This is a genomic window from Cognatilysobacter bugurensis (genome assembly GCF_014652095.1).
Lineage (GTDB): Bacteria > Pseudomonadota > Gammaproteobacteria > Xanthomonadales > Xanthomonadaceae > Cognatilysobacter > Cognatilysobacter bugurensis.
This window is the reverse complement of the sequence record NZ_BMYD01000001.1, coordinates 1,098,863-1,115,298: the sequence shown is the minus strand read 5'-3', so window position 1 is coordinate 1,115,298 and position 16,436 is coordinate 1,098,863. Positions and strand designations below refer to the sequence as shown.

General features: G+C 67.8%; 14 protein-coding genes. 12 read left to right on the top strand and 2 right to left on the bottom strand.

Annotation, left to right across the window (positions count from 1 at the left end; genetic code table 11):
• Window positions 1-68 precede the first annotated feature (68 nt).
• From IE075_RS05050 to IE075_RS05025, 6 genes are all read left to right on the top strand, one after another.
• Window positions 69-1,871 (top strand): glycoside hydrolase family 2 protein, encoded by a 1,803-nt coding sequence (locus tag IE075_RS05050; RefSeq protein WP_189453885.1) that lies wholly within the window; start codon window positions 69-71, stop codon window positions 1,869-1,871.
• Window positions 1,871-2,980: a galactose-1-phosphate uridylyltransferase gene (galT, locus tag IE075_RS05045; RefSeq protein WP_189453883.1), complete on the top strand. Its 1,110-nt coding sequence runs from the start codon at window positions 1,871-1,873 to the stop codon at window positions 2,978-2,980. Before IE075_RS05050 ends, galT begins: the two co-directional genes overlap by 1 nt.
• Window positions 2,977-4,053, top strand: a complete 1,077-nt coding sequence (gene galK, locus IE075_RS05040) for a galactokinase (protein WP_189453881.1) — start codon at window positions 2,977-2,979, stop codon at window positions 4,051-4,053. The genes galT and galK overlap by 4 nt, the downstream gene beginning before the upstream one ends.
• The gene (locus IE075_RS05035; RefSeq protein WP_189453879.1) at window positions 4,053-4,952 is read left to right on the top strand and encodes an aldose 1-epimerase; all 900 of its coding nucleotides are present in this window, start codon (window positions 4,053-4,055) and stop codon (window positions 4,950-4,952) included. The genes galK and IE075_RS05035 overlap by 1 nt, the downstream gene beginning before the upstream one ends.
• 87 nt (window positions 4,953-5,039) lie before the next feature.
• Window positions 5,040-6,449, top strand: coding sequence for a DNA repair protein RadA (gene radA / locus IE075_RS05030; protein ID WP_189453877.1), 1,410 nt, complete (start codon window positions 5,040-5,042; stop codon window positions 6,447-6,449).
• 97 nt (window positions 6,450-6,546) lie between these two features.
• Window positions 6,547-8,730 (top strand): putative bifunctional diguanylate cyclase/phosphodiesterase, encoded by a 2,184-nt coding sequence (locus IE075_RS05025; RefSeq protein ID WP_189453875.1) that lies wholly within the window; start codon window positions 6,547-6,549, stop codon window positions 8,728-8,730.
• 6 nt (window positions 8,731-8,736) lie between these two features.
• Here IE075_RS05025 and IE075_RS05020 read toward each other — a convergent pair whose 3' ends face one another.
• On the bottom strand, window positions 8,737-9,525 hold the full coding sequence (locus tag IE075_RS05020; RefSeq protein WP_189453873.1) for a cytochrome C assembly family protein: 789 nt from the start codon (window positions 9,523-9,525) through the stop codon (window positions 8,737-8,739).
• Between the two features lie 109 nt (window positions 9,526-9,634).
• Between IE075_RS05020 and ffh the strand changes: the two genes are divergently transcribed.
• From ffh to IE075_RS04990, 6 genes are all read left to right on the top strand, one after another.
• Window positions 9,635-11,002: a signal recognition particle protein gene (gene ffh, locus IE075_RS05015; RefSeq protein ID WP_189453870.1), complete on the top strand. Its 1,368-nt coding sequence runs from the start codon at window positions 9,635-9,637 to the stop codon at window positions 11,000-11,002.
• 85 nt (window positions 11,003-11,087) lie between these two features.
• A complete protein-coding gene (gene rpsP, locus IE075_RS05010) occupies window positions 11,088-11,357 on the top strand; it encodes a 30S ribosomal protein S16 (RefSeq protein ID WP_189453868.1) in 270 nt (89 codons plus the stop codon).
• Window positions 11,358-11,409: 52 nt separating this feature from the next.
• Window positions 11,410-11,928 (top strand): ribosome maturation factor RimM, encoded by a 519-nt coding sequence (gene rimM / locus IE075_RS05005; RefSeq protein ID WP_189453867.1) that lies wholly within the window; start codon window positions 11,410-11,412, stop codon window positions 11,926-11,928.
• Between the two features lie 86 nt (window positions 11,929-12,014).
• The gene (gene trmD, locus IE075_RS05000) at window positions 12,015-12,770 is read left to right on the top strand and encodes a tRNA (guanosine(37)-N1)-methyltransferase TrmD (RefSeq protein ID WP_189453865.1); all 756 of its coding nucleotides are present in this window, start codon (window positions 12,015-12,017) and stop codon (window positions 12,768-12,770) included.
• Between the two features lie 153 nt (window positions 12,771-12,923).
• On the top strand, window positions 12,924-13,325 hold the full coding sequence (rplS, locus tag IE075_RS04995; RefSeq protein WP_189453864.1) for a 50S ribosomal protein L19: 402 nt from the start codon (window positions 12,924-12,926) through the stop codon (window positions 13,323-13,325).
• 211 nt (window positions 13,326-13,536) lie between these two features.
• Window positions 13,537-13,941, top strand: a complete 405-nt coding sequence (locus IE075_RS04990; protein WP_189453862.1) for an RNA-binding S4 domain-containing protein — start codon at window positions 13,537-13,539, stop codon at window positions 13,939-13,941.
• 216 nt (window positions 13,942-14,157) lie between these two features.
• Here the strand turns inward: IE075_RS04990 and katG are convergent, their stop codons facing one another.
• Complete coding sequence (gene katG / locus IE075_RS04985; protein ID WP_189453861.1) at window positions 14,158-16,350, bottom strand: catalase/peroxidase HPI; 2,193 nt, start codon at window positions 16,348-16,350, stop codon at window positions 14,158-14,160.
• Between the last annotated feature and the right edge of the window lie 86 nt (window positions 16,351-16,436).

Below are 16,436 nucleotides of genomic sequence, written 5' to 3'. Positions count from 1 at the left end.
TTTGGATAAACCTAAGTCTTGGGTTAACAACTTCTTTTTGGTGTGAAGCCGACCATATGACGAGTCAGATGACTGAATCAGCGCACGACGCAGCCTCGGTGTACCCGCGTCCTCAATTGCAGCGTGCGGACTGGACGTCGCTCGACGGCGCCTGGCGGTTTCGCTTCGACGACGCGTGCGAGTTCACGCATCCGCGCCAGGTCCCTGACTGGCCTTTACGGATAACCGTGCCGTTTCCGGTCGAGTCACAGGCAAGCGGTATCGGCGACCGTGGCTTCCACAAGGCCTGCTGGTACCAGCGCGAGTTCGATGCCGATGCGCGAGGCGGACGCATCCTGCTGCACTTCGGCGCCGTCGATTACCGCGCCAAGGTGTGGGTCAACGGCGTTCATGTGGTCACACATGAGGGCGGCCACACGCCGTTTCACGCCGACATCACGGACGCGTTGATCGACGACGGCCCACAGGTCGTCAGCGTGCTCGTCGAGGACGACCCGCACGATCTGACCAAGCCGCGCGGCAAGCAGGACTGGCAGCTCGAGCCGCACTCGATCTGGTATCCGCGCACGACGGGGATCTGGCAGACCGTCTGGATGGAGCGCGTGGAGCGCACCTACGTGCAGAAGATCCGGTGGACGCCGCACGTGGAAGGCTTCGCGATCACCCTCGAGTCGCGGATCGTCGGCGATCTCGAGGACAGTCTTGCCGTCGAGGTGGAGGTGAGCCATCTCGGCCGATTGCTCGCGCAGGACCGCTACCGTGTCATCGACGGTGAGGTCGACCGCCGCATCATCCTGTCCGACCCCGGCATCGACGATTACCGCAACGAACTGCTGTGGAGCCCGGAACGGCCACAGCTACTCGATGCGCGCATCCGCCTTCTGCGCGATGGCGAAGTGATCGATGAGTTCACCTCGTACACCGCGCTGCGCTCGATCAGCGTGCTGCGCGACCGCGTCATGCTCAACGGCCGGCCGTACATGCTCAAGATGGTGCTCGACCAGGGTTACTGGCCGGATACGCTGCTCGCGGCGCCCGACGACGAGGCGCTGCGCCGCGACGTCGAGCTCGCGAAGGCGATGGGCTTCAACGGCGTGCGCAAGCACCAGAAGATCGAGTGTCCTCGGTACCTCTACTGGGCCGATCGCCTCGGGCTGCTTGTCTGGGAGGAGATGCCATCGGCCTACCGTTTCACGCGCACCGCCATCAAGCGGCTCGTGAAGGAGTGGAGCGAAGTCATCGAACGCGATTACAGCCACCCGTGCGTGATCATGTGGGTGCCGTTCAACGAATCCTGGGGCGTGCCGGAGCTGACGAACGTCGGCGCGCAGCAACACGCCGTCGCGGCCCTGTATCACTTGACCAAGACGCTCGACAACTCACGCCCGGTAATCGGCAACGACGGCTGGGAGAGCAGCGCGACCGACGTGATCGGCATCCACGACTACGACCCGAACACCGAGCACCTGCGCCAGCGTTACGGGCCCGAGGTGAGCCCGCAGCAGTTGTTCGACCGCCGCCGCCCGGGTGGACGCGTGCTCACGCTCGACGGATACCCACACCGCGGTCAGCCGATCGTGCTCACGGAGTTTGGCGGCATCGCCTTCGACAAGAAGCCGCAGGAAGGCGTGTCGGAGATCTGGGGCTACTCGACGGCGAGCGTGGAAGAGGAGTTCGCGACGCAGTTCCACGCGCTCATCGAAACGGTCACGCACACCGCGCTGTTCGCGGGCTACTGCTACACGCAGTTCGCTGACACGTTCCAGGAAGCGAACGGCCTGCTCACGGCCGATCGTGAGCCGAAGATTCCGCTCGAGCGCATCGCGGCTGCGGTGAAACTCTCGCGCACCTACATCCCTGGGGCCGCGTGATGCATCGGCTCGAACTCACAAAGCCCGACGGCCGCGCGCTGACGTTGTACGCCCGCGAAGCCATGGGCGATATCGGGCCCGCGCCGAGCCCGTTCGCGGAGCCACTTGGCCGCTTCCCGCACCTGCGCCACCACCCGCTGCGCGACGAGTGGATCACTTATGCGGCCCATCGGCAGGACCGCACCTTCCTGCCGCCGCCGGAGTACAACCCGCTCGCGGTGACCGTGGACCCGGCCAACCCGACCGAGCTGCCGGTGGGCAACTGGGACGTTGCCGTGTTCGACAACCGCTTCCCGTCGCTGAGCCTCGGCGCAAACGAAGCGCCCGAGCTGATCGTCGACACCGCACCCGGGACGGGCAAGTGCGAGGTCGTGGTCTTCACCCAGGACCGCGAGGCCTCGCTCGGCGCGTTGCCGCTGTCGCACATTGAGTTGCTGCTCCAGGTCTGGGCCGATCGGACCGCGCAGCTCGGCGCGCTCGATGCGATCCAGTACGTGCTTCCGTTCGAGAACCGCGGCGCGGAGGTCGGCGTGACCTTGCATCACCCGCATGGCCAGCTCTACGCGTACCCCACGGTTCCCCCGGTGCCGGCGCGCATGCATCAGGTCGAACAGGCCTATTACGCGCGGCACGGTCGCGGCGCGCTCGCCGATCACATCAGCCGCGAGCGTAGTTCGGGCGAGCGGGTCCTCTATTACGGAGAGCATGCGATCGCGTTCGTGCCTGCCTGCGCGCGCTACCCGTATGAGGTGTGGGTGGCGCCGATCGAGCCGGTCGCGACGTTCTGCGACCTCACCGATGCGCAGCGCGCCGACCTCGCACGCGCGCTCAAGACCGTGCTCATGAAATACGACGGGATGTGGGACCGGCCGTTCCCGTACCTCATGGCGTGGTACCAGGCGCCGCTCGACGGTGTGCCGCACCCCGAGTCGCACCTGCACGCGGAGTTTTATCCACCGTACCGCACGCGCGACAAGCTCAAGTACCTCGCCGGCACGGAACTCGCCGCCGGCTGGTTCGCAATGGACGCGCTGCCGGAAGACAAGGCGCGCGATCTGCAGGCGGTCGAGGTCGATATCGACGCCCCCGCCACGGAGAAGAATCGATGAGCGATTTCCACGCGGCGTTTGGCGTCGCGCCCGAGGTCACGGCCCATGCGCCCGGGCGCGTGAACCTGCTCGGCGAGCACACCGACTACAACGACGGCTTCGTGCTGCCCACGGCAATTCCGCAGCGCACGACGGTTGCAGCGCGCCGCAACGGCGGCGCGGAGTTCGTGCTGCACGCGGCCACGCTCGATCGCGAGGCGCGCTTCACGCTGGACTCGCAGCCGGAGGAGCAGTTCGCCCGCTACGTGTACGGCTGCCTGCGCTGCCTCGCAGACGAAGGCACCGAGGTGCCCGGCATGGATTTGCACGTGGAGTCCGACGTGCCGATGGGCGTCGGGCTGTCGTCCAGCGCCGCGCTCGAGGTCGCCGTGTTGCGCGCCGTGCGCGAGTTGCTGGGCCTGTCGCTCGACGACGTGCGCATCGCCCAGCTTGCGCAGCGTGCGGAGATTGAGCACGCCGGGGTCAATTGCGGAATCATGGATCAGATGGCGTCGAGCCTCGCCGGCACGGATTCGATGCTGTTCCTCGACACCCGCAGCCTCGCGAGGCGGCTGGTGCCGATGCCGTCGGGCACCGAGTTGCTCGTCGTCGATTCAGGGCTCAGTCGCTCGCTCGCAGGCAGCGCTTACAACGAGCGGCGAGCGCAGTGCGAGGCCGCGGCGAGCGCGCTCGGAGTTGCTTCGCTGCGCGACGTCGACGACGTGAAAGCCGTGGAATCGCTGCCCGAGCCGTTGCGCCGCCGCGCGCGCCACGTGGTCACCGAAAACGCCAGGGTGCTGCGGGCGGTCGAGGGCGTCGACGCCGAGACGTTCGGCGTGCTGATGAACGCGTCGCACGCGAGCCTGCGTGACGACTACGAGGTGTCCGTGCCGCCGCTCGACGCGCTGGTCGCATTGCTGCACGCGCACCCGTCCGTGCACGGCGCGCGCCTGACGGGCGCCGGCTTCGGTGGCGCCTGCGTCGCGCTGTGCCGAGAAGGCGAAGCCGAGCGGGCGGGGCGCGACGCGGTGGAACGCTACGGCGCGCAGGGCCAGTCCGGCCGTGTGCTCGTGCCCCGTTCGGAGACCGCGTGATGGATGCCCGCCGCCACGTAATGCGCGCCGGCGATCTCGCTGCCACGTTCCTGCCTGAGCGCGGGATGCTCGGCATCTCGTTAACGCACCGCGGAGACGAGATCCTCCAGCTGGTCGACGATCTGGACGCGGCCGCCGACGCGGGGCGCTCGGTCGGCATCCCGATCAATCACCCGTGGGCTAACCGCTTGAGCGGCCCGCGCTACAGCGCGGCAGGCCGCGACGTGCAGCTCGACCCCGAAAACCCGCTGCTGCTGAAGGACTGGAACGGCACGATCATCCACGGCTTGCCGTGGTCGAAGCTGGACTGGACGCAGCAGCACGCCGACGAGACGTCGCTGACGTCGGAACTCGACTGGTCGCGACCGGACCTGCTCGAAGTCTTCCCGTACCCGCATCGCCTGCTCATGCGAGCGTCGCTGCAGCCCGATGCGCTCGCGGTCGAGACCACGTTGATCGCAACCGGCGACACGCCCGTGCCGGTGAGCTTCGGCTTCCACCCCTACATCGCGGTGCCGGGGCTCGCACGGCAGCAGTGGCGGATCGAGCTGCCGGAAATGCAGTCCATCGTCCTCGACGAACTCCTCCTGCCGACCGGCCGACGCGAGCGCTTCCCCGCGCTCGACGAGGCGCTTGCCGAGCGCGAGTTCGATGACGGCTTCGCGCTTGGCGGCGAGGGCATCACGATGGCGATCTCCGGCAACGGGCGCCGCGTCGCGGTCGAGTTCGTGCGCGGTTTCCCGTACGCGCAGATCTACGGACCGGCAGCGCACGACCACATCTCGTTCGAGCCGATGACCGCCCCGGCCGATGCGCTGACGACCGGCGAGGACCTGCGGCTCGTCGCGCCCGGCGAATCGTTCACCGGCGAATTCCGCATCCGGGTCAGCGATCTCTGACGCGCAGGCGCGGCGCACGCCATGCGCCGCGTCTCACCTCGCGCTACGTGCGACGTTTACAGTGCGGCGTCCCGCAGGGTGATGCCGATGAAGCCAAACGCCAAAACCGCCGCCAAGGCTCGTACCGCATACGTGTGCGGCGAGTGCGGCATGGACCACAACAAGTGGCAGGGCCAGTGCGCCGGGTGCGCGGCGTGGAACACGCTCAGCGAGTTCGTGATCGAGCCCGCATCCGCGGCTGCTGTGAAAAGTGTCGCGGCCTCGCGCCGCAGCGGCTGGGCCGGCAAGGCCGACGTGCCCGCCGTCACGGCGCTCAAGGACGTCAAACACGCTGAAGAGGCGCGCGTCAGCACTGGAATCGGCGAGTTCGACCGCGTGCTTGGGGGCGGCCTCGTGCACGGCTCGGTCGTGCTCGTCGGCGGCGATCCGGGCATCGGCAAATCGACGCTGCTGCTGCAGGCCGTCGCGATGATGTCGTCGACCATGCCCGGCCTGTACGTCACCGGTGAAGAATCGCTCGCACAGGTCGCGGGCCGCGGCGCGCGGCTCGGCCTGCCGATCGACGGCGTGCATGCGCTCGCGGAAACCTGCATCGAGCGCGTGCTGGAGCAGGCCGCGCCGATGGGCCCGCGGCTGATCGTCGCGGACTCCATCCAGACCCTGTGGACAGAGACCCTCACCGCCGCGCCGGGCTCGGTGAGCCAGGTGCGCGAAAGCGCGGCCCGCCTGGTGCGTTACGCCAAGGAGACGGGCACCGCCGTGTTCCTCGTGGGTCACGTCACGAAGGAGGGCGGGATCGCAGGCCCGCGCGTGCTCGAACACATGGTCGATGCCGTGCTGTATTTCGAAGGCGAATCGGGCAGCCGGTTCCGCGTGCTCCGCGCCTTCAAGAACCGCTTCGGCGCGGTCAACGAACTCGGCGTGTTCGCGATGGGCGACAAGGGCCTGCGCGAGGTGCCCAATCCGTCGGCGATTTTCTTGTCAGGCAGCCGCGAACCGCAGCCTGGCAGCTGCGTGATGGTCACCCGCGAGGGCACGCGCCCGCTGCTCGTCGAGGTGCAAGCGCTGGTCGATCATTCCCCTTTGTCGAACCCGCGACGTGTCGCCGTCGGCATGGAAGGCAACCGGCTCGCCATGCTGCTCGCGGTGCTGCACCGCCACGGCGGCGTCGGGGTGGGCGATCAGGACGTGTTCGTGAATGTCGTCGGCGGCATCCGCGTGCAGGAGACCGCCGTCGACCTGCCGCTGCTGCTCGCCGTGCTGTCCTCGCTGCGCGACCGCCCGCTCGCGGAGCAGACCGTCGCATTCGGCGAAGTGGGCCTGTCCGGTGAAATCCGCCCGGTGCCGAACGGTGAGGAGCGGCTCAAGGAGGCCGCGACGCACGGCTTCAAGCGCGCGATCGTCCCCAAGGGAAACGCGCCGAAGGCCAAGCGGATCGGCGAAATGGAGGTCATCGCCGTCGAGCGGCTGTCCGAGGCGCTCGAAGTCGCGACCTGACCGCGGTCCCGAAGCGCGACGCTGCGCCTTGCGTTTCGCGGGCCTGGCGGCCCATTCTCGGGTTCCGCTAGCGGCCGCGTGGGGAGCAACGCCGACGATGCAGCAGTCCTGCAGTGCGACCGCGCCGTCGTTCGACGCGGTCGACGACGACCCGACCGGGCACAACCCGCCGCGCCTACTCATGGTCGACGATGCTGGCCGTGTGATTGGGGGCGCCTCTGGGTTGGTCGATGCCTGGGTGCCGGGCCTTTCGAGCGCGGCGTGGAGCGCTCTCCTCGATGCGTCGCGGGCCGCGCCCGGTGGCCGGGTCCGCATCGACGCGATCGCGATCGACGGCAGGCCCATCGCAATGTGGATCGAGGCCGGCGCGCGCGATGCGGCGCACCGGGTCGAACTCGTCGATCTCGGCGCAGAAGGTCATTACCGCGATCGCCTCGATCAACGACTTGCGTTCGAGCGGCTCATCGCGTCGCTGTCGACCGAATTGATCCATGCGCCGCCCGAGCGCATCGACGGCCTGATCGAAGAAGGGCTTGGCCGCATCGGCCGGTTGTTCTCGGTCGACCGTGCCTACCTGTTCCGCTTCAGCGCCGACCGCACGTCGTACTCGAACACCCACGAGTGGGTGGAAGAGGGCATCTCGCGCGAAGCCGAGAACCTGCAGAACGTCCCGCACGACTACTTTCCGTGGCTCGCCGCGGAACTCGAAGCGGATCGGGACGTGCACTTGCCGTGTGTCAGGGCGCTTCCGGAGTCCGCTTCGGCCGAGCTTGAGGAATTCCTGCGGCAGGGCATCCGATCCATCGTGATCACCCCGTTCGGCGAGGCCACCCGGCCGGACGGCTTCATCGGTTTCGATGCCGTGCGTCGCGAGCGCGACTGGCCTCCCGACATCCGGCTCGGGCTGCGTCTGGTGGGGCAGATGTTCTCCAATGCCTTCCGCTCGCGCGACATGGCCGACCGCCTGACGCGGCTCGCGTTCCATGATCCGCTCACCGGTCTTGGCAACCGCCGCTTCCTGATGAAGCGACTGGATCTAGCGCTCAGTCGCGTCAAGCGCGAGGACCGGCAGCTTGCCGTGATCCTCATCGACTTGGACGACTTCAAACTCGTCAATGACGGCTACGGGCATTCGGTTGGCGACGAAACGCTCATGGCGCTCGCCGCGCGGCTCACGAGCGTCCTGCGCGCGGGCGACATCATCGCGAGGCTCGGCGGCGACGAGTTCGTCGTCGCGGTCGACGTCGACGACTTCGCGATGCTGTCCGAACTCATCGAACGGCTGTTCGCCGCGATGGCCGAGCCAGTGGAACTGCGCGGGTTGACGTTCGCACTGCGGCTCAGCGTCGGCGTCGCGATCTATCCCGACGACGCAATCGACGGAGAGAGCCTGCTGCGTCAGGCCGACGCGGCCATGTACGCGGCCAAGTCGGACGGCAAGAACCGCTTCGCATTTTTTACCCCGCAGATGACGCATGCGAGCCGCGAGTCGTTGCGGCTGCGGCATGAGCTGCGGCTCGCGCTCGAGCGCGACGAGATCCGTCCGCACTACCAGCCGCGCGTTTCATTGCCGTCCGGGCGCGTCGTCGGGTTCGAGGCGCTCGCCCGCTGGACGCACCCCAAGCGCGGGTTGCTGATGCCCGGCCAGTTCCTGAGCCTCGCGCAGCACGGCGGGATGATGGAGCGCATCGATCTGGCCGTGCTCCGGCATGCGCTCGCCTGCCTGCGCGGTTGGCGACTCCGGCAGCCCGGGTGCCGGGTGTCCGTCAACCTCGATGCGCACGCGCTGCAGAGCGGCCGCTTCACGGCGGAGCTCGAGGATCTACTGGGTCAGGAGGCCGACGTGGCCGACAGCATCGAAATCGAGATCACCGAGCACTCGCTGATGCGAGACATCGATCAGGCCTCGCATGCGCTGGCCCGGCTCCGGGCGGCAGCGCCGGGACTGCACATCGCGATCGACGATTTTGGGATCGGCTACTCATCGCTCGCATACCTCGGACGCCTTCCGGTCACGACGCTCAAGATCGACCGCAGCTTCACCGCCGACTTGGCTGGGCCGAATGGGCCGAGCGCGCGCGCGATCATCCGGGCGATCCTCGGGCTCGGCGAGAGCCTTGGCCTGCACGTCGTCGCCGAGGGTGTCGAAACGCAGGCGCAGGCCGACGAGTTGTCCGGCCTCGGGTGTCGCGAGGCGCAGGGCTTCCTGTTCGCCGCGGCCATGCCCGACGTCGAGGCCGAACGCTGGCTCGACGCGGGCGACGGCGCGTCCGCCGCCTGACGGTCTTCAGCCGCGCTCGAGCACCAGTTCGAGCACGAACTTGCTGCCGAAGTACGCCAGCACCAGCAGCGCGGTGGCCGAGAGCGTCCAGCGCACGGCGATGTCGCCGCGCCAGCCCCAGCGCCATCGGCCGAGCAGCAGCGCACCGAACGCAAGCCACGAGAGCACGCTGAGCACCGTCTTGTGGATCAGGTGCTGCGCGAACAGGTCCTCGACGAACACGATGCCCGTGAGCAGCGTCGCGCTCAGCAGTACGAAGCCGGCCGCGATCGTGCGGAACAGCAGGGTCTCGAGCTCGACGAGCGGGGGCAGGGCGCGCAGCCAGCGGTGAAACTCCCGCCGGCGCATCGCACGCTCCTGGGCCCACAGCATCAGCGCGAGTAACGCGGCGACCGCGAGCGTCGCGTAAGCGAGCAACGCGAGCCAGGCATGGAGCTGGAGCGGCCAATCGAGCGAGGTCGCGCTGCGTGGGCCGTGGAGCCCGTATGCAATCACGGTCGCCGACGCCACCGGGAACACCACCACGCCCAGCGCGGCCAATCGGCCGAAGCGGCCGACCGCTGCGGTCAATGCGGCCATGCCCAGACCTACCAACGAGAGGGCGGCGAAGAAATGCATGTCCGGCTGGCCAAGCTGTCGCCAGGTCACCAGATGAACGGCCACATGGGACACGACCGCCGCGAGCGCCGGCAGCAGCCACGGCCACGCCTCCCGCTGCCGGTTATGAGCCAGCACGCGGACAAGCAACCCGGCTGCGAGGAGGTACAGCGCGGCGCCGATGAGAACGATTGTCATCGCCGAAGTGTCGCACAGCGACCGCGCGGGAAGACGGGCCCCGGCGAGCGCGGGCCGGGGGCTTATAATCGCCGGCCGTTTGCCCACCGCGTCTGCAGGTCGCGCCCGCATGTTCGAATCCCTGACCCAGCGCCTGTCCGGCACCATCGAGCGCCTGCGCGGCCGCGGCCGCCTGAGCGAGGACAACATCCGCGAGTCCCTCCGCGAGGTGCGCATCGCACTGCTCGAGGCCGACGTCGCGCTGCCGGTCGTGCAGGCGCTCATCGAGCGCATCAAGGTGCGCGCGGTCGGCCAGGAAGTGCTCAAGTCGCTGACGCCCGGCCAGGCGCTCATCAAGGTCGTCCGTGACGAGCTGACGACCGTGATGGGCGCGCAGACCTCCGAGTTGAACCTCAACGTGCCGTCGCCGGCGGTCATCCTGATGGCGGGCCTGCAGGGCGCGGGCAAGACCACGACCGTGGGCAAGCTCGCCAAGCACCTGAAGGAGCGCCGCAAGAAGAAGGTCATGGTGGTTTCGGCCGACGTCTACCGCCCGGCCGCGATCGAGCAGCTGCAGACGCTGGCCAAGCAGGTCGACGTGATCTTCTTCCCGTCGGACCTGACCCAGGAGCCGGAAGCGATCGTGCGCGCCGCGATCGCCGACGCGCGCAAGTCGTTCGTCGACGTGCTGATCGTCGACACCGCCGGCCGCACCAGCATCGACGAAGCGATGATGGCCGAGATCAAGGCGCTGCACGGCGCGGTCGACCCGGTCGAGACGCTGTTCGTCGTCGACTCGATGACCGGCCAGGACGCCGCGGTCACCGCGAAGCACTTCAGTGATGCACTGCCGCTCACGGGTGTCGTGCTGACGAAGACCGACGGCGACGCGCGCGGCGGCGCGGCGCTCAGCGTCCGCTACATCACGGGCCGGCCGATCAAGTTCATCGGCGTCAGCGAAAAGCCCGACGGCCTGGACGTGTTCCACCCGGACCGCATCGCGAGCCGCATTCTCGACATGGGCGACGTGCTGTCGCTGGTGGAGCAGGTCGAGCAGCAGGTCGACAAGGACAAGGCGCAGAAGCTCGCGGAGAAGGTCGCCAAGGGCAAGAAGTTCGACCTCAACGACATGCGCGACCAGCTCGAGCAGATGCAGAACATGGGCGGCCTCAGCGGCCTCATGGACAAGCTGCCGGGCGTCGGCAAGCTGCCGGATGAGGTGAAGAACCAGATCACCGGCAAGGAAGTGCCGCGCATGATCGCGATCATCAACTCGATGACCAAGAAGGAGCGCCGCAATCCCGCGCTGCTCAACGGGTCACGCCGTGCCCGCATCGCGCGCGGCTCGGGCATGACGCCGGCGGACGTCAACAAGCTGATGAAGCAGTACCAGCAGATGGAGAAAATGATGAGCAAGCTCTCCAGCGGCGGCATGAAGGGCCTGATGCGCGGCATGAAGGGCATGATGGGCGGTCGCGGCGGGATGCCGTTCCGCTGAACCCGGGTTTCACCCCGGCGCGCCGATGTTCTACAATTGTCGGCTTACCCTGCCATTCCGGCAGCCGGGCAACACCGAGAACACCATGGTCAAGATTCGCCTTACCCGCGGCGGCGCGAAGAAGCGCCCCTTCTACCACATCATCGTCACCGATAGCCGCAGCGCCCGCGACGGCCGCAACATCGAGCGCGTGGGTTACTACAACCCGGTTGCAGCGGGCAACGACAAGCGCGTCGAGCTCGACGTCGCTCGCGTCCAGCACTGGGTCGAGCGCGGTGCGCAGATGACCGACAAGGTCGCCGATCTGTACCGCCAGGCGCAGAAGGCCGGCACGCAGCAGGCCGCTGCGGCCTGATCCGGCTTGGCCTCGCGCGTGCATCCAACCGGACGGCAGCGCGGCCATGGCCATGAGTGACACACCGGGGCGCCGCATCCTGCTGGGCAGGGTGATCGGCGCCTTCGGCGTTAAAGGCGACGTCAAGCTCGAGTCGTGGACCGAGCCGCGCGCCGCGATCTTCCGTTACCAGCCCTGGATCCTGCGCACACCGCAGGGCGCCGAGCGCGAGCTGCGTGGCGTGCGTGGGCGCGATACCGGCAAGCACGTCGTCGCGCAGATACCCGACATCGACGACCGCGACACGGTCGAAGCGATGCGCGGGACCGAGATCTACGTGCCACGCGAAGCGCTGCCTCCGCCCAAGCCGGGCGAGTACTACTGGGTCGACCTCGAGGGCCTGCGCGTCCTCAATCTGGAAGGCGTCGACCTCGGCACCGTTTCGCACCTGTTTTCCACCGGCGCGAACGACGTGCTCGTGACGCGCGACGACGAGCGCGAGCGGATGATCCCGTTCGTGACGCCGCAGTACGTGCACGGCATCGACTTCGACGCAGGCGTCGTCACGGTCGATTGGGACCCTGAGTTCTAAGCAGCCCGCCGCGAATGCGGTTCCCGCGCTTTCGACGCGCCGCCGCCGGCCAACGCCGTCCGGTTCACCTCTTTCGACCCCGACCGATGCGCATCGACGTCGTCAGCCTGTTTCCCGATTTCGTCGCGCAGTGCGCGGGTTTCGGCGTGGTCGGGCGCGCGCACGAGCGCGGCCTGCTGTCGGTGCACGGCTGGAACCCCCGGGACCATGCTGAGGGCAACTACCGGCGGGTCGACGACCGGCCGTTCGGTGGCGGGCCAGGCATGGTGATGATGATCGAGCCGCTCCGTGCATGCCTGGGGGCCGCGGGCAGCGCCGACCCCCGACCGGCCCGCACGGTCTACTTGAGCCCTCAGGGCCGGCCGCTGACCCAGGCGAAGGTGCGCGAACTCGCGGCGCTGGACCGGCTGGTGCTGCTGTGCGGCCGCTATGAAGGCGTCGATGAGCGCCTCATCGAGGCCGAGGTCGACGAGGAAATCTCGATCGGCGACTACGTGCTCTCCGGCGGTGAACTCGCGGCCGCGGTCGTCGTCGACGCGGTCGCGCGCCTGCTCGACGGGGTGTTGAACGACGCCGACTCCGCGGCCCAGGACAGCTTCGAGGCCGGGCTGCTCGATTGCCCGCACTACACCAAGCCGGTCGAGCACGTTTTTGGCGCCGTGCCGCCGGTGCTGCTGTCGGGAAACCATGCGGAGATCGCGCGGTGGCGCCGGATGCAGGCGCTCGGTCGGACCTGGTCAAGGCGTCCCGATCTGATCGACCTCGCGACCCTTTCCAAGCAGGACCGTGCGTTGCTGGAACGCTGGCAGGCGGAGCGCGGGGCCGACGACGACGCCGGTTGACCGCGCCGCCGCGCAGCCAGTGGCGCCGCGTAAAAGAACGCGGCTATAATTCGCCGCTTAGCTACACCCATGCCAGACGCGGGTCCACGTGCACTCGCGCTACAACGACTCCAACAGGCAGCCACCTCAGGTGGCGCTCCAAAGGCCAACGTCATGAACAAGCCCTCGCTCCACACCCTGCTCCAGAATTTCGAAGCCGACCAGGTGCAGCGCCAGCTGCCCGACTTCAGCCCGGGCGACACCGTCGTCGTCAACGTCAAGGTGAAGGAAGGCAACCGCGAGCGCGTGCAGGCCTATGAGGGCGTGGTCATCGCGAAGAAGAACGGCGGCCTGAACTCGTCGTTCACCGTCCGCAAGATTTCGCACGGCTACGGCGTCGAGCGCGTCTTCCAGACGCACAGCTCGATCATCGACTCGGTCGACGTCAAGCGCCGCGGTAAGGTGCGTGCGGGCAAGCTGTACTACCTGCGCGGCCTCGAGGGCAAGAAGGCACGCATCAAGGAAGATCTGGCTGCGTACGCGAAGGCCAAGGCAGCGGCCGCGGCTGCCAAGTAAGTCTTCGCTGCAAGCGACACCGCGACGGCCGCCTTCGGGGCGGCCGTTTGCGTTTGAGCCGTTGGGTACCAGCGCGGGGGCTGCTGCCGACGCCCCGTCGGTGCAGTGGGATTGCGGGAAGCGCGACTCGCATGAACAGTGCCCCGGGCAGGGCTTGGCGCCGGGCGCGCGAGGGGCCTAACGTGGCGGTCCGTCCCGATCGAATTACCCGATGAGTGATATTCCGACCGCTGAAAGCGTGCGTCTGGATCAATGGCTGTGGGCTGCGCGATTCTTCAAGACGAGAAGCCTGGCCAAGCAGGCGGTTGAGAACGGCAAGGTCGACGTCGGCGGACAGCGCGCAAAAGCCTCACGCGCCGTCCGCGTCGGCGATGCGATGCGCGTCGTGCGCGGCGACGAGGTGTTCGAGATCGAAGTGCGCGGGCTGAGCGATACGCGAGGACCCGCGCCGGTGGCCCAGCAGCTCTATGCCGAATCCGAGGCGTCGCGGCTCGCACGCGAGCGGGTTCGCGCGGAGCGGGCGGCTGCACGGACGGGTTACCAGGCCCCGGAGACCAAGCCCGACAAGCGGGCGCGGCGGTTGATCCGCGCGCTCGGCGATCTTGATGCGATGTAAACCACGGCGTCGGTTCCGCAGCGTCACGCCGTCTCATGCGGAGCAAGAGCAGCTCGTTGGGCTGCGTGCGTCCGCGTTGCAGGGTTCCGAGTAGTCCGCATCCGGCGTGGTGACAGGGCAACGCGCACTGCTCGGGCTATGGAGGAAACCGATCAGAAAAAAGCGCCGGCATTGAGGCCGGCGCTTCGGTTCATCGTGACTCGAATGACGCCCCGGTCAGACCGCGCGCTTGTACGCCAGATCGAAGCGATCCAGGTTCATCACCTTGTCCCAGGCCTCGACGAAGTCGCGCACGAAGTCCTGCTCGCCGTCGGCCGCTGCATAGACTTCCGAAAGCGCACGCAGCTGCGCGTTCGACCCGAAGATCAGGTCGGCGATCGTCGCGGTCCAGCGCACGTCGCCGGTCTTTCGGTCACGGCCTTCGAACACGCCTGTCGCGCCCTCCGTCTTCTGCCACGCCGTGCGCATGTCGAGCAGGTTGCGGAAGAAGTCCGGCGTGAGCGCGCCGGGGCGATCGGTGAATACGCCGTGCGATGTATTGCCTGTGTTCGCACCAAGCGCGCGCATGCCGCCGATGAGCACCGTCATCTCCGGCGCGGTCAGCATCAGCAGGTTTGACTTGTCGATGAGGGCGTTCGCGACGTGGTCCTCGGCGCCGACGCGCACGTAATTGCGGAAGCCGTCGGCCGCGGGCTCGAGCACGAGGAAGGAATCGACATCGGTCTGCTCGATCGACGCGTCCATGCGGCCCGGGGTGAACGGCACGGTGACCTCGTGGCCCGCGTTACGCGCCGCAGCTTCGATGGCCGCGCAGCCGCCCAGCACGATGAGGTCGGCGAGCGATACCTTCTTGCCGCCGGTTTGCGAGCCGTTGAAGTCCTGCTGGATGCGTTCGAGCGTGGCGAGGACGTTCGCGAGTTCCGCAGGGTCGTTCGCTTCGAAATCCTTCTGCGGCGCGAGGCGGATGCGTGCGCCGTTCGCGCCGCCGCGCAGGTCGCTGCCGCGGAACGACGAGGCCGAGGCCCAGGCTGTCTTGACGAGCTGCTGGACCGAGAGGCCCGAATCGAGCAACTTCGTCTTGAGCGACCGGACGTCGGACTCGTCGATGAGCGGATGGTCGACCGCCGGGATCGGGTCCTGCCAGATCAGGTCCTCCTGCGGCACATATGGGCCGAGATAACGGACCTTCGGCCCCATGTCGCGGTGCGTGAGCTTGAACCACGCGCGCGCGAATGCATCGGCGAACTTCGCAGGGTTGGCCATGAAGTCGCGCGAGATCTTCTCGTAGGTCGGATCGACGCGCAGAGCCATGTCGGCCGTGCTCATCATCGGCTGGTTCATCTTGCCGGGGATGTGCGCGTCGGGAACGATGCGGCCGGTGTCGCCGACAGGCTTCCACTGGTGCGCGCCGGCGGGGCTCTCGGTGAGTTCCCATTCGAAGCCGAACAGCGTCTCGAAGTAGCTCATGTCCCACTTCGTCGGCGTAGGCGTCCACGCACCTTCGAGACCGCTGGTGATCGTGTGTGAACCAATGCCGCTTTCGTAGGCATTCTTCCAGCCGAAGCCGAGCTCCTCGATGTTCGCGCCTTCCGGTTCGTGCGTGACGTGGTGCGCCGGGCCTGCGCCGTGGCACTTGCCGAACGTGTGCCCGCCTGCGACGAGCGCGACGGTTTCCTCGTCGTCCATCGCCATGCGGCCAAACGTGTCGCGGATGTCACGCGCTGAGCCGAGCGGATCCGGCTTGCCGTTCGGGCCTTCAGGGTTCACGTAGATCAGGCCCATCTGCACGGCCGCGAGCGGACGCGCGAGCTCGCGCTCGCCGCTGTAGCGCTCGTCCCCGAGCCACGTGGACTCCGGGCCCCAGTCGATCGGCAGCGGTTCCCAGATGTCCTCGCGTCCGCCGCCGAAGCCGAACGTCTTGAAGCCCATCGATTCGAGCGCGACGTTGCCGGCGAGGATCATGAGGTCGGCCCACGACAGCTTCTTGCCGTACTTCTGCTTGATCGGCCACAGCAGGCGGCGGGCCTTGTCGAGGTTGCCGTTGTCGGGCCAGCTGTTGAGCGGTGCGAAGCGCTGTTCGCCCGAGCGTGCGCCGCCGCGGCCGTCGAAGATGCGGTAGGTGCCGGCGGAGTGCCAGGCCATGCGGATGAAGAAGGGGCCGTAGTGGCCCCAGTCGGCGGGCCACCAGTCCTGCGAGTCCGTCATCAGCGCATGCAGATCCTGGATGACCGCATCGAGATCGAGTGTCTGGAACTCGGTCTTGTAATCGAAGTCCTCGACGTTCGGGTCGCCAAGCCCGGCATGCTGGTGCAGCATGGTCAGGTTGAGCTGGTCGGGCCACCAGTGCGCGTTCGTACGTGTCTGGCGCGAGTGGCCATGCCCGACGGGGCACTTCGATTCGGCGTTCATGCAGCGGCTCTCCTATGGTTGCGCGCGAGGTGCGAGGCACGGCGCGTAGGCGTTTCGACGGTTTCCTGGTGAGCGGACGAGGACAG

Coding starts and splice junctions, on each gene's coding strand:
- galT (WP_189453883.1), top strand. CDS start 1,871: ATGCATCGGCTCGAACTCACAAAGCCCGACGGCCGCGCGCTGACGTTG.
- radA (WP_189453877.1), top strand. CDS start 5,040: ATGAAGCCAAACGCCAAAACCGCCGCCAAGGCTCGTACCGCATACGTG.
- IE075_RS05020 (WP_189453873.1), bottom strand. CDS start 9,525: ATGACAATCGTTCTCATCGGCGCCGCGCTGTACCTCCTCGCAGCCGGG.
- trmD (WP_189453865.1), top strand. CDS start 12,015: ATGCGCATCGACGTCGTCAGCCTGTTTCCCGATTTCGTCGCGCAGTGC.
- IE075_RS04990 (WP_189453862.1), top strand. CDS start 13,537: ATGAGTGATATTCCGACCGCTGAAAGCGTGCGTCTGGATCAATGGCTG.
- rpsP (WP_189453868.1), top strand. CDS start 11,088: ATGGTCAAGATTCGCCTTACCCGCGGCGGCGCGAAGAAGCGCCCCTTC.
- galK (WP_189453881.1), top strand. CDS start 2,977: ATGAGCGATTTCCACGCGGCGTTTGGCGTCGCGCCCGAGGTCACGGCC.
- IE075_RS05025 (WP_189453875.1), top strand. CDS start 6,547: ATGCAGCAGTCCTGCAGTGCGACCGCGCCGTCGTTCGACGCGGTCGAC.
- IE075_RS05050 (WP_189453885.1), top strand. CDS start 69: ATGACTGAATCAGCGCACGACGCAGCCTCGGTGTACCCGCGTCCTCAA.
- rplS (WP_189453864.1), top strand. CDS start 12,924: ATGAACAAGCCCTCGCTCCACACCCTGCTCCAGAATTTCGAAGCCGAC.
- katG (WP_189453861.1), bottom strand. CDS start 16,350: ATGAACGCCGAATCGAAGTGCCCCGTCGGGCATGGCCACTCGCGCCAG.
- rimM (WP_189453867.1), top strand. CDS start 11,410: ATGAGTGACACACCGGGGCGCCGCATCCTGCTGGGCAGGGTGATCGGC.
- ffh (WP_189453870.1), top strand. CDS start 9,635: ATGTTCGAATCCCTGACCCAGCGCCTGTCCGGCACCATCGAGCGCCTG.
- IE075_RS05035 (WP_189453879.1), top strand. CDS start 4,053: ATGGATGCCCGCCGCCACGTAATGCGCGCCGGCGATCTCGCTGCCACG.